The organism is Lentibacillus sp. JNUCC-1 (assembly GCF_009741735.1).
Classification (GTDB): Bacteria; Bacillota; Bacilli; order Bacillales; family Amphibacillaceae; genus Lentibacillus_B.
The window spans coordinates 1,561,236-1,574,210 of the sequence record NZ_WHOH01000001.1 but is presented as its reverse complement, the minus strand read 5'-3'; the positions used below and the strand labels follow the sequence as shown (position 1 = coordinate 1,574,210).

The window sequence follows — 12,975 nt, the reverse complement described above, 5'->3', positions numbered from 1 at the left end:
GGGATCTGAAAGAGGACGGTGTTTTATGTTGTATTCATTCTTAGGAATTGATCACGTGCAACTGGCAGCACCAAAAGGAAGCGAAAACGAAGCACGGCGTTTTTTCAAAGGGATTCTTGGGATGGAGGAAATCCCCAAACCGGAAAACTTGGCCAAACGCGGCGGGGTATGGTTTCAATGTGGAGCGCATCAACTGCATATTGGGATCCAAGAACCGTTCAACCCTGCTAAAAAAGCACATCCAGCTTTCCGTGTCGATCATTTAGAAGCCTTGCGGGAAAAACTCGTGGACGCCGGTGTGAAAGTGAAGGACGATGAGCCGCTCGAAGGTGCTGAGCGTTTTTATGTTGATGATCCATTCGGGAATCGGTTGGAATTTCTTCAACGAGCCGAATGATACATGCGAACTTCCCCGAAATTCTCAGTGAGACGACTTATTCGTCATTCAAGGCACATACACGATCGAATCATAATGCTTTGAATAGGATAGCATAAGTCTTGTTTCGGGGAGGGGGTGTTTTGGATGATCGAACTAAAGGTCTTTTAGGGTACTGGTTAAACGCAATAGGCCAAACGATGTCGGCAGTGGCAGCGACGCCAGCTTTGGTAAAAGATGCGAAAATGCGCACACAGCTTGAATTATGGGGGAATGTTTTACAGAGCACAGGGTCGGCTTTAATCACAGACAGCGAAGAGGGCTCTTTTTTAGAAAAAACGGGTGCCCATCTTGGCTCTATAGGAAATGCTGTGAGTGCCATGGGGGTTTTGGCTCCTGCTAGCGAAACGGTTAAGGCGGAAATTGGTAAAAAAGGAAATCTGATTTCAACGCTAGGCGCGGGTGTGCTTTTGCCAGATGCATGGGAAGAAGGGTTCACGCTGGAATCCTTTTTGGACGTCTATGGACAGTTTCTGTCGGCCATTAAAATTAAAGGTGTTGATGAGGAACTGGTCGACATGATTGCGGAATGGAGCCAGGCCATCGCATCTGTATTAGCTTTACAAAACGCCATTAACAGTGAAACAGAGCAGCCATCATACGAAAGAGGTTGAGTCGAAATGGGATCGATAATTTTATCCGTTCTACGAGTCATTGCACTGATACCACGTCCGATACGGAATCCGCCTACACAGAAGGAGTCTGGATATATCACTCGTTTTCCTGGATATATGGATGAAAAGTCTGGATAAACGCCCATATTTCTGGAAAACACCTAGAAAAACCTGGATATGTGAAATTATTTCTGGATAAAGCTCTTAAAACCTGGATAAATCCTCACTCAACCAAGTCAAAACACATAAGGCCACAAAGCCAACCTCTTTTCATTGACCCCGCACTGCACTCTGTTATACAATTACCTCGAATTCGAGATAATCAACTGCAACGAAAACAGGAGGCTCAATTATGAAACCATTAAAAGGCGTCCACCATGTCACAGCCATAACGAGCAGTGCTGAGAAGAACTATGCCTTTTTTACAGAAGTCCTGGGCATGCGACTGGTGAAAAAGACGGTCAATCAGGATGATATACAGACATACCATTTATTTTTTGCCGATGATACAGGAAGTCCGGGGACAGATATGACGTTTTTTGATTTTCCTGGTGTGCCTAAAGGGGTGCACGGGGCGAATGAAATAGCTCAGACGGCTTTCCGTGTGCCGAGTGATGACGCCCTGGATTACTGGGTGAAGCGTTTTGACCGGCTTAAGATCGAGCATACAGGCATCCAGACACAATTCGGCAAGCAAACCTTGTCGTTCACAGATTTCGATGATCAGAAGTATCAACTGATTTCTGATGAAAAAAATACCGGTGTCCCAGCAGGAACGCCGTGGCAGAACGGACCCATTCCACTCGAGTATGCCATTACAGGCCTCGGCCCGGTATTTCTGCGCATGACTGAGGTTGCGGCTTTTAAACAGCTCCTTGAGAAGGTGTTTAACTTCAGACATGTCGCACAAGAGGGCGCTCTTGATTTGTTTGAAACAGGTGAAGGCGGGAACGGCGCTCAGGTGATCGTTGAACATGCACCGTCAAGTCCACAGGCGCAACAAGGCTATGGGACCGTGCACCATGCGGCTTTCCGCGTTCAGGATAAAGCAGAAATCGAAGCGTGGACAGCGTGGCTGAAAAATTTCCGTATACCGAATTCAGGCTATGTTGAGCGCTACTATTTCGGATCGCTGTATATTAGAGTCGCACCGCAGATTTTATTTGAAATTGCGACTGATGGTCCAGGCTTTATGGAAGACGAGCCCTATGAAACCCTCGGGGAAAAGCTCTCATTGCCACCGGCACTCGAGCCGAAACGCGACAAGATTGAGCAGCTTGTCCGTCCGATTGATACGGTGAGAAGCACGAAGATCTTTGAAAAGGAATATGAAAAGTAACGCTAGACAAGTTAACTAACAAGGACGAGGTGAACCAAGTGGAACATATTTTCAAACAAGGAAGCGATGCGTCAAAGCCGACCTTATTGTTGCTGCACGGGACCGGCGGCACTGAAGAGGATTTGTTGTCGCTGGCGGAGATGATTGATCCCGATGCTACCGTGCTGAGTGTCAGAGGAAATGTTCTCGAAAACGGCATGCCGCGCTTTTTCAGACGCCTGGCTGAAGGGGTATTTGATGAAGAAGACTTGGTATTCAGGACAGAAGAACTGAATGCATTCCTGGACGAAGCGGCTGAACGGTATCAATTTGACCGTGACCGAGTGCTGGCGATCGGATATTCAAACGGCGCCAACATTGCCGCGAGCCTGCTTTTCCATTATGAACAGGCTTTGATGGGTGCGGTGCTGCATCACCCGATGGTTCCGCGCCGCGGCGTGGATCTGCCTGATCTGTCAGGGAAGCATGTCATGATTGCAGCGGGTGCCAATGATCCGCTGTGTGCGCCCGAGGAGTCGGAGGAATTGGCATCCATGCTGCAAACCGCTGGAGCCCATGTCGAGTTACATTGGGAAGACAACGGACATCAGCTGACACCCGGAGAAGTGAGAGCTGCACGTTCATGGTATGCAAGTAGAGATCTCTAATAGAAAAACGGATGATGAATATCTCAGAATTGTTTACAAAATCACGCCATGTGGTATAATAAATACAGAACCACATACCATATTAAAAACCGCTCCATGCTGGTAACATGGAACGGTTTCAATAGACCAACCCCGTCAAGAGGGGTGGGCACACATTTAAGAGTAATCCCTCAAAGGCGCCGCTACAGCACATGAGGGATTATTTTTTATTATTCGCGGACATGACCACTGCAATTAACATGCCAAACGAAATCATCAGCATGATGTTATCAGTCGTGATCATTTGCATCACCTCCCTCCATGGGGTAAACCCCAGAAGGAACATGTGCCGCAACCCCTCATGTGAAGCCAGTCTATTGTAGTTATGGCATATCACATTCGTACATTTGTTCCCATAACTAACTTCTATTATTTTCTGAAAGGGCAAGAAAGGATGGTTTATTTGACGTTAAAACTTCACCACCTGACTTCGAAAAATTTTGCCGACCTCGTCCGTGAGTCGAGTGAACACCTGCCAGACGCTGATACCATTAAAATGTTGGAGGGAAAAGGAACAGAAGAAACGGTCTTATACATATTAGGTATTTTAACACCAGAAGGAAGAATGGTTGGCTTTGGCATGTATGCGTCCGGCCCTTGGGATCCGATTCTGAAACCGGGTTACGCCGATGTGACCATCAAAGTCGATCAGGACTGGTATCATCAAGGCGTTGGCAACTGGCTTTTGGATGAAATTGAGACCCTCGCACGGGAACGCCATTCCAAAGCGCTTCAAACCATGGTCCGGGATAATAACGACGTGGAGCTTGATTGGGTGAATCAGAAAGGTTTTGAGATCACCAACCATTCCTTTGAGTCCCGATTAAACGTAAAGATGTTTGATATCCACTCGTACGATGCCCTTTTTAAAAATCTGGAAGCTTCAGGCATCAAATTCACCTCCCTTGCCGAGTACACGCAAGACCCTGATATAGAGCATCAATTTTGGGACTTCTGGTGGAAGCTTGTTCAGGATGTGCCAGGCATGTCGGATAAACCGCGTCCTGACAATGAAAAGATGATGAACATGACACGTGATGTAGATAAGGAAGGTTTTATTTTAGCAGTTGATGATGGCACGTGGGTCGCCATGTCCATGGCCATAGATGAATCAGAAGGGGTTGTTTATAATTCCATGACCGGCGTTGACCGACGTTATCGCGGAAAAGGCCTTGCCCAAGCGGTAAAAGTCAAAGCCATAGAATACGCCTTGAAAAATGATGCTGAATACATGAGAACGCATAATGATTCGGAAAATGAGGCCATGCTATCAGTGAATGAGAAACTAGGCTATGAAAGAAGGCCTGGGATATTTGGGCTGACAAAGTTGATTTAGTTAAAAGTATGAGCACGGCTGATAGCAAGTCAATCATTCGGTTACCTCAGAATTGTTTACAAAACGGGTCCATGTGGTATAATAATTACAGAACACCATACCATATTAAAGACCGCTCCATGCGCTAACATGGAACGGTTCCAATAGACCAACCCCATCAAGAGGGGTGGGCACATGTTAAGGAATAATCCCTCAGAGCGCCTCGACAGCACATGAGGGATTATTTTTTGTTGTTCGCGGACATGACTACTGCAATCAACATGCCAAACGAAATCATTAGCATGATGTTATCAGTCGTGATCATTTGCATCACCTCCCTCCATGGGGAAAACCCCAGAAGGAACGTGTGCCGCAAACCCTCATGTGAAGCCAGTCTATTGTTAATATAGTATACCATATTCGATCGTATGTTCCTATTGAAAACTTCTAGTACAAGTACTTGTAACCAAGATTCGCTAGTGTCTGAATTAAAAGAGGAATAATAGAACTAAATTAGAAGCTTACTCAAAGACGAAAAAGAGATCACCCAGTGCGGTTCTCTTTTTTTATATCGGCTGTTTTCGTACAGATTCTTGCTATTTATTAAAGCACATGTATCCGTAAACTGCGAACTAACTAATAGCTGCCTCACGCGGTCGCTCGGGGGAACACTGCGCTTTCCGCGGGCGCTGCTGAGCCTCCTCGGTCTAACGACCTCCGGGGTCTCACCGAGGCTTTGTATCCCGCAGGAGTCTCCGCGTTCCCCTCGAGCTTGATGAGAGTGTACCCCCTTCCTCTATACTTTTGTATTCAGGGTGTTCAAGACACTGACTAACATAAAGTGATTGGAGCGGAGGGAAGTCGACTCCTACCATGAAAATAAAAATACTATAAAACTTAAAAATGGCAACACTAAAGTAGACGCAGCTCATTCATTTTTAAAAAAGTAGGAGAGCGCCAATGTCTAATGGCTATAGAATCAGTAAGATGTTAAGATACTTCTTGTTCCTTAATATCAACTGTATATCCTAAACTTTCTAGGCGGCGCAGTGAATGGTTAACAATAGATTGTTTTCTTTGCTTGTCGAAGTGATCTTCGCCTAAATCTACATACATCTCTTTACGAGTTAGTAGATAGTAGGCTATTCGTAAAATGGCATGAGCAACTACAATTGCTGCTCGTTTTCTACCCTTACGGGCAGCCGTACGACGATAGAGTGCTCCGAGATAGGTCTTGGAACCCCGAAGTGAATGAGCTGCTTCAATTAATGCAGATTTCAAATATTTATTTCCATTCCTAGTTCTAGATGATTTACGTTTCCCAGCACTTTCATTATTACCGGGAACTAACCCCGCCCATGAACACATTTGTGGTGCAGTAGGAAATTGTTTTTTAATATTTGTTCCAAGCTCTGCAAGTATTTGTTCAGCCATTCTTGTTGCGATTCCTGGGATTGAATCCAGTCGCTCAATATCTTCCTGATATTCACTCATTCTTTGAGCTATCTCTTCATCAAGCATATCTATTGTGTTAGTAAGGTAATCATAGTGGTCTATAATAGTCTTTATCATGAACCGCTGATGATCTTGTATATAACCTTGTAGAGCAAGTTTTAGTTGTTCTTTTTTCTGTTTCATTACGCCTCTTGCATAATTGGCTAAAACATCAAGGTCTTCAACGCCATTAGCTATAGACCGAAGCATATCAAGAGAAGAGACGCCTGTAATGTTAGAAACAACAGAACCTAGTTTGATGTTAGCGCCTTCTAGGACTTTCTGAATTCGATTGAGTTGTCTCGCACGTTCTTCGATGATGCTTCTACGATACCGAACAAGTTCACGTAGTTCCCTTTGTTTCCGATCTGGAATGAAGCTAGCCTTTAGTAAACCATGACGAAGAAGCTTAGCAATCCATTCAGCATCTTTGACATCTGTTTTTCTTCCTGGAACAGCTTTAATATGTTGCGCATTCACTACTAGGAATTCAATATCTTCTGCTTCTAACAAATTAACAATTGGTTTCCAGTAGACACTCGTGCTTTCCATCGCAACATGTGTGCATTTGTGTTCCTTGATCCAATCCACTAATCCGATCAGATAAACAGTTTTGGTTGAAAATGTTTCAATCTCCTTTCCTTTTGGTGTGATAATGCATGCAGTAATGTTGTCTTTGTGGACATCCAAACCGCATGCTCTTTCAATGAGTATATCCATTGAAAAGCATCCTTTCTACGGCATCAAATATTTTAAGGCTGGCGCAACAACCAGAATAGGGTTAATCTACCATGAGTGCTTCCCGAAAGGGAGCAACAATAAGTGATGCGCCGTGGTCGAAGGAGTCAGACTGCGGGTAGGGCTCTAAGGCACCAAGGAGTATCGACCTTCCTCATCCAGCCGTAGCACTAGTATCGCCACCCTACATCTATTTTCATCCCCTTGTGGTGTATAGCGTTTTTTGCGATACATGGTTGACTGCGGGAACAGCACGAGTCCGAAGACCCCACAGCGTTACATTAAGGATGGTCGACTAAAACCGCCCTTTGCGGGCAACGTCGACATACCCCTTGCCGGGGCAAGGAGGCTGAGGCCGTGCCCGCGGAAAGCGACTTCCCGGAGCGCAAATCACGATACTCTCAATGTGGTTAGTTTCCAGATGCAGTCATTCAAGTTTTCATTAGTTCGCAGTTTGTGTCAACTGTGTTATAGAAGTATGCTAAAACACTGGAACAAAGGGCGGTTATCGCCCTTTGTTCCAGTGTCATTTCAATTCTTTCTCTCAGCAAACACAATCATCGCTTCACTCATCAGCTGGGCCAGGCCTTCGCCGTATTGGTCGATGTTTTTTGTGAAGCGTTCATCGGCCATGTACAGCTGGCCGAGACCTGCGAAGGCTTCGGGTGAGTAGGTTCCAAAATTGGCATTGAGAAAATCGTACCACTCCCCGATCGCTACTTGCACTTCTTCTGAGTTCGCTGCATATCCGCGCAATTCTGCGAGTCTGCGGTATAAATCTTCCCATTGCACAGACAGATCACCTTGCTCCTTCTCACTCAAACGGCTCAGCTTTTCCTTAGAAACGTCAACGGCTTGGTCGCCCCAGCGTTCACGTGCTTCCTGCTCATACGGATCTTTGTCAAAATGAAATCCTTTGAACTGGTCGTGTTGTGTCAATTGAATCTCTCCTTTCAAACCCTGGATGGTGCGGTCAATCGTATCGATGACGTCATCCAGCTGCCGGCGTTTTTTAAGGAGCATTTTCCGCTGCAGTTCCAAAGCTTCTTCACGGTCAAACGCTGGGTTATCCAGCATTGTTCGAATCTCTTTTAAAGGAAAATCAAGCTCTCTGAAAAACAGAATTTGCTGCAACCGTTCAAGGTTTTCCTTAGAATACAAACGGTAACCGGCTTCAGTCACCGCATCCGGCATGAGCAAGCCGATCTCATCATAATGATGGAGTGTGCGCACGCTCACCCCTGCAAGCTCAGCTACTTCTTTCACCTTCATTGTCATCGATACGACCTCCTTCACGTTCTACCATAAGGCCTGACGCAACGTGAGAGTCAATAGTTTTTCAACAAATGCGAGTACATAAGTTTCACTGAACGCCGCTCTCTAAGATTGCAAATGTCTGATTCTCACAATCGATCTCTGCCTCGGCGCCATAAGGCAGAATCATTTTCGGTTCAGTATGGCCAAAATTCATGTTGTACATGATTGGCAGATCGTCAAGTCCGTACTCCCTCATGACGGTTTTGATCGCCTTTTTATATGCCTCGTAATAAGCTTCATCTTGGGGCTTCCCAAAAATCATGCCGTTTGCTTTCTGTAAAATACCTTGGGCGGCGTAATTTCTGAGCCAATACGTCATCAGCATGGGGTCAGGCTTCTCTTCAGATGTCTCAAAAAAGAGAATGCTGTTGTCCCAGTGTTCCGGTTCAGGCCAGATCTCTGTGCCTTTGGCAAATTCCAGCACCTGTATACATCCGCCGATCAAACGCCCCCTTACGACACCCGCGCCCTGAAGCAGTTCATATCCCGAGTTTGGCTGCATCGTCCGCTGTGTGTATTTATTGGCAATTTCCCACTCCAGGCGCTCACTTGTCCATTGCTTAGCAGGCGCGATCTGTCCGATTGGCTCATCAGTGAAAAGTGTCCGTTGCACCATCTCAACCGTATACGGATCCATTGCCACATTTTCAGCAAAGTCAGTCATAATCGCTGGGCCGTAAAACGATGAGAGACCCGCTTTCAAGCAAAAGAGATGTGAGATCGTCACATCTGAATAGCCCATAAAAATCTTTGGGTTATTGCGTATCACGCTGAAATCTATATGTGGCAACAGCCGAATGCTCTCACTGCCGCCAATGTTCGTAATGATCGCTTTAATGTTGTCATCCCCAAACGCCTGCATCAAGTCCTCGGCTCTCGCTTCCGGATGTTCATATAAATAATCAACACCTTTCAAGCTGTTTGGCATTGCGACGACATCGAGTCCGAATACATCTCGCAGGCGTTCCACTCCTTGGTCATACCGCCAGCGCAGTGCTTGTTCTCCTGCGATTCCCGCTGAAGGGCTGATAGTGGCAACTGTATCGCCCGGCATGAGTTTAGTTGGTTTTTGAAGCATAAACGGACCCCCCTTTGTTCGTATCTTCATTATGATTCAAGGCATAAAATTGTCAAACTCCGAAGACAAATGTTCCATATTTTGCTATCATCATTTCCATCGCATAAGCAGTCACAATTTGTTTACACATTTAAATTCCGGGAAAAGTACGGTTGATATCTTTTTAAGGCAGAAAGAAGGGGGCGATTGAGGTGAAGGCTTGGGTGCGCGACATTGGCATGATTGTAGTGGGGTCATTCATTTATGCTTTGGCATTGACGGTTTTGGCCATTCCAAACCAACTGGCGGAGGGCGGCGTTTCGGGTGCTTCTATGATTATTCATTATGCATTTGGCTGGTCTGTCGGGTTGACCAACTTTGTCATCACAAGTGTCATCATGGCGATTGGTTACAGGTATCTGCCCAGGCGGACGATCGGCTTGACCCTGCTGACGGCCCCGCTTATCTCTTTTTTCATTTATGTAACTGAGGGACGTGTCGGTGCGCTTGGAGATCCGCTTGTATCAGCGGCCTTTGCTGGTTTTTTCATCGGAATTGGTGCAGGCCTCATCTTGCGGACGGGCAGTTCCATGGGGGGTTCAACGGTCATTGCCAAGATGTTCAATCGTAATTTCGGTTGGGATTTGACAAGAACCAACTTGTTTCTCGATATTGCCATTGTTGCTTCGGGCATCGTTGTCATTGGCCCTCTCAATACAATGTACACGATCGTCTCGCTGTTTGTCGGCAAGAAATCAACCGACATCATCCTGGAAGGGCTTGATACAAGAAAAGCTGTCAGCGTGATTTCAAGTGATGCTGTAGAGATTGCTGATACGGTTATTACCCATATGAAAACGAGTGCCACCGTGTTTGAAGGTTATGGCGGCTATCTGAAAGAGGAAAAAGATATGGTGTATATCATCATCAATAAATACCAATTGTTTAGACTTAAGAACCTTATTAATGAGGTTGATCAGGAAGCTTTCGTCGTGGTTCACGATGTCCGCGACGTCTTTGGCGGCAGTTTTTCCTGGATGTCTTAGCTTGTATTCTTTGAACTCATGCATAATCTATGTTATTTTCAAAAGATCATATACGGCAAGGTGAGGTAAGTTATGGACGAGCACATCAAGCAGCAGATCGCCGAAACACTCACAAATGATATATACCAAAGCTACCCTTATCTATGGAATAAGTTTGGCGAGAGCGTTTACGAGCACACCATCGCTGATAACTTACACCATTTAAATCATTTAGAGTTGGCTATTCAACTAGAGCAAAGCAATATATTTCGTGATTATACAAAATGGCTCGACACCGTGCTAACCACACGAGGAATTGGAACAGACTTAATTATTGATAATTTTAAACGACTTCAAATTACACTCCCCGAAAAGCTGGAACAAACTGAAGCCGAAGCCTGTGTCCGTCAGCTTGAAGATACCATCGTTCTACTAACAGATGGTTGACCGTAAAGGAGTGTCTCTCATGAATGAATATGCACAAGAATTGGTTCATTATCTTTTAAGAGGAAATGATGAAGAAGCGATTAATTATATAACAGAAATAATAAACGATCAAAACCATGTCTCTTTGTATGAGACCCTCATTACCCCCGCTATGCACCATATCGGCAAACTTTGGGAGTCCAATCAAATAAGCGTTGCCGACGAACATTTAGCCACCGCCACATGTGATTTTGTCATTACGACTATAGAAGCTCAATGGTTGCAAACTGGTGAGTCAAACGACAAAAAAGTAATGTTGTTTGGTGTTGAGGAAGAAGAACATTATCTAGGTCTGAAAATGGTGGCCACCGTATTTAGAGAAAATGGGTGGAATGTGCGCTATATGGGACCTAACTTGCCGTTTCGCCATGCTAAAACAGCGATAGAAATATGGAAACCTGACGTAGTGGGGGTTTCTGCAGCGTTATCTTATCGTTTGCCAAAATTACTTGAAACCATTGAACAGTTGCAAGAGATTGAACATCAGCCTGACATTATTCTGGGTGGCCAGGCTGTAGGGCATTATCATGTGCCTCCAGAAGCAGCGAATCAAGTATTTGCAATGAGAAATTTAACTGAACTGCAAAGTTGGCTGCAGCAGGATAGAAAAGGAGAAAAGAATATTGATTTCACGCCTTGATTCACTTTACCCTTTACCAGCATATATTATTGATGAGAATTTGGACATTCAAGAAGCCTCAGCGGAAGCAATTGAGATGTTTGGCGAGTCTGTGTCTCTTTTCAACATTCTGGAAAGGGGAAGCCATGATAAAGCCAAAAAGTGGCTGCATCCGGATCAAGGCAAAGTCAAAGTTGAACTGAACTTACATCAGCCAGAATCAAGTACCATAACCCTCGCTGATTGCTATGCAGGGTGGAAGAACGAACATCATGGTGAAATTCTGGTGATTACGAAGAACCAAGATACGGCTGTTATATCCAGTCAATTAAAGGACCTTCGCACAAGGCTTCAGGACACAGACATCAAACTCCTTCAGGAAAAAGAGCATGCAGAAGCACTGTTAAAAGAGAATAATCGCCTTTCTGCTCCGTTCATTAAGGTGACAGAAGATATTGGCCTGATCCCTATATTTGGAACGCTTAACGAGGAAAAAGTTGCAGCGGTTCAAGAACGGATATTGCATCATGTGTATCATACAGATGCCAGTCAATTGATTTTTGACTTCACCGCAGTGAATGACGTCACAATAGAAGGCCTTTCCCAGTTTAAAGCCCTTTTTCAAACAATAAAAATTCTAGGCAAACACATCAATATTACCGGCATTAAGCCTGACTTGGCAAAACAACTCCATCACCTTAACTTACCCCTCCATATGACCTACCAATCTTCATTGGCGCATATGATTAGGAAGTTAATATAAAAGTAAGACAGCTACTGAGAGCTGTCTTTTTTAGTAATCAAGCATATCATCCACAAGCGCGCGGTTCCGTTCTTTCAGCTTGTCGTGGTGGGTTGAAACCATGGCGACTTTTCGGGCTTCTGGCTGAAGAAGCTGTTTGGCTTTATTGACGGCATTGGCCGCATCCTGATAGGCGCCTGCGATCAGCTTGAGTTTACCATCAAAGCGCACAACATCTCCTGCTGCATACAAGCCCTCCACTGATGTTTCCCCGTGTGTATTACCAGCCACATAAAGCTCATCCTGCAAAGCAATCGCAGGTGTACTGCTTTTCAGCAGACTTGTATCCCGTTTATATCCGTGATTGATAATGATGTCATCAACATCCATCGTTGTCTTTTCGCCGGTTGCCTGGTGACTGAGCTCCACTTGATTAACGTAGCCCCACTGTTCGTTTGAATGTTTGTAATGCTTCTTTCCGGCAAAAATTCAACTGAGCCTTCCAGCAGCTGTTCAATCATCGCTTCATGTCCGCCAAGCGCTTCTCCTCTGTAAATCAAGTAAACGTGTTTAGCCACACGCTCTAGTTCATTGGCCCAGTCGATGGCTGTGTTGCCCCCTCCTGAGATAAGGACCGTTTTATCTTTAAAATCTTTAAGCGATTGAACGGCATAGTGAATGTTAGGGGCTTCACATTCGCCGAGTCCCTCTACTTCCAGTTTATGCGGGTCAAGAATGCCGCTGCCAATAGCAATAATAACGGTTCTGGAATAGTGTCTTTCGCCTGAGGCTGTTTCCAGAACAAAGTGCCCTTGAGCTGTTTTGGTGATCGCTGTGACCGTCTCGTTAACGACAACGGTCGGATCAAACGTGAGACCCTGCTCAATCGATTTATCAATTAGATCTGCTCCTGTAAGTGGTGGCAGGCCGCCGACATCCCAGACCATTTTTTCAGGATAAACATGCATTTTGCCGCCAAGTTCTCCTGTGGTTTCAATGATCTTCGTGGACATACTTCTTAAACCGCTGTAAAATGCGGCAAAAAGACCTGCAGCGCCTCCCCCAATGATCGTTACATCAAATGTATCTGTCTGTTTCACCTTCTAT

12 protein-coding genes and 1 pseudogene are annotated in these 12,975 nt (G+C 45.2%); 9 read left to right on the top strand and 4 right to left on the bottom strand.

The annotated features are described in order from the left end of the window. Positions 1–25 precede the first annotated feature (25 nt). The 5 genes from JNUCC1_RS07150 to JNUCC1_RS07130 all read left to right on the top strand — a co-directional run bounded on the left by JNUCC1_RS07150 (position 26) and on the right by JNUCC1_RS07130 (position 4,411). Positions 26–397 carry a VOC family protein gene (locus tag JNUCC1_RS07150; RefSeq protein ID WP_156644737.1) on the top strand — a complete coding sequence of 124 codons (372 nt, stop codon included), beginning with the start codon at positions 26–28 and terminating at the stop codon, positions 395–397. Positions 398–519: 122 nt separating this feature from the next. Continuing rightward, positions 520–1,050, top strand: coding sequence for a DUF6944 family repetitive protein (locus JNUCC1_RS07145; RefSeq protein WP_156644736.1), 531 nt, complete (start codon positions 520–522; stop codon positions 1,048–1,050). A gap of 352 nt (positions 1,051–1,402) precedes the next feature. Further along, complete coding sequence (locus JNUCC1_RS07140) at positions 1,403–2,389, top strand: ring-cleaving dioxygenase (protein WP_156644735.1); 987 nt, start codon at positions 1,403–1,405, stop codon at positions 2,387–2,389. 38 nt (positions 2,390–2,427) lie between these two features. After that, the gene (locus JNUCC1_RS07135) at positions 2,428–3,036 is read left to right on the top strand and encodes an alpha/beta hydrolase (protein WP_331713651.1); all 609 of its coding nucleotides are present in this window, start codon (positions 2,428–2,430) and stop codon (positions 3,034–3,036) included. 442 nt (positions 3,037–3,478) lie between these two features. Beyond that, the gene (locus tag JNUCC1_RS07130; protein WP_197431661.1) at positions 3,479–4,411 is read left to right on the top strand and encodes a GNAT family N-acetyltransferase; all 933 of its coding nucleotides are present in this window, start codon (positions 3,479–3,481) and stop codon (positions 4,409–4,411) included. Positions 4,412–5,380: 969 nt separating this feature from the next. On the opposite strand, the gene JNUCC1_RS07125 is transcribed toward JNUCC1_RS07130, so the two are convergent. The 3 genes from JNUCC1_RS07125 to JNUCC1_RS07115 form a co-directional block, all read right to left on the bottom strand. Next, a complete protein-coding gene (locus JNUCC1_RS07125; RefSeq protein ID WP_156644566.1) occupies positions 5,381–6,604 on the bottom strand; it encodes an IS110 family transposase in 1,224 nt (407 codons plus the stop codon). Positions 6,605–7,153: 549 nt separating this feature from the next. Beyond that, positions 7,154–7,900: a MerR family transcriptional regulator gene (locus tag JNUCC1_RS07120; protein WP_156644733.1), complete on the bottom strand. Its 747-nt coding sequence runs from the start codon at positions 7,898–7,900 to the stop codon at positions 7,154–7,156. 85 nt (positions 7,901–7,985) lie between these two features. After that, complete coding sequence (locus JNUCC1_RS07115) at positions 7,986–9,017, bottom strand: S66 family peptidase (protein WP_156644732.1); 1,032 nt, start codon at positions 9,015–9,017, stop codon at positions 7,986–7,988. A gap of 191 nt (positions 9,018–9,208) precedes the next feature. Here JNUCC1_RS07115 and JNUCC1_RS07110 point away from each other — a divergent pair, with 191 nt between their 5' ends. From JNUCC1_RS07110 to JNUCC1_RS07095, 4 genes are all read left to right on the top strand, one after another. Continuing rightward, positions 9,209–10,042, top strand: coding sequence for a YitT family protein (locus JNUCC1_RS07110; RefSeq protein WP_331713650.1), 834 nt, complete (start codon positions 9,209–9,211; stop codon positions 10,040–10,042). 72 nt (positions 10,043–10,114) lie between these two features. Further along, positions 10,115–10,468, top strand: coding sequence for a hypothetical protein (locus JNUCC1_RS07105; protein WP_156644731.1), 354 nt, complete (start codon positions 10,115–10,117; stop codon positions 10,466–10,468). A 19-nt stretch (positions 10,469–10,487) separates the two neighbouring features. After that, positions 10,488–11,147 carry a cobalamin B12-binding domain-containing protein gene (locus tag JNUCC1_RS07100; RefSeq protein WP_197431660.1) on the top strand — a complete coding sequence of 220 codons (660 nt, stop codon included), beginning with the start codon at positions 10,488–10,490 and terminating at the stop codon, positions 11,145–11,147. Further along, positions 11,131–11,889 carry an STAS domain-containing protein gene (locus tag JNUCC1_RS07095; RefSeq protein WP_156644729.1) on the top strand — a complete coding sequence of 253 codons (759 nt, stop codon included), beginning with the start codon at positions 11,131–11,133 and terminating at the stop codon, positions 11,887–11,889. The genes JNUCC1_RS07100 and JNUCC1_RS07095 overlap by 17 nt, the downstream gene beginning before the upstream one ends. 30 nt (positions 11,890–11,919) lie before the next feature. Here JNUCC1_RS07095 and JNUCC1_RS07090 read toward each other — a convergent pair. Continuing rightward, a pseudogene (locus tag JNUCC1_RS07090) lies at positions 11,920–12,968 on the bottom strand (NAD(P)/FAD-dependent oxidoreductase). Positions 12,969–12,975 lie beyond the last annotated feature (7 nt).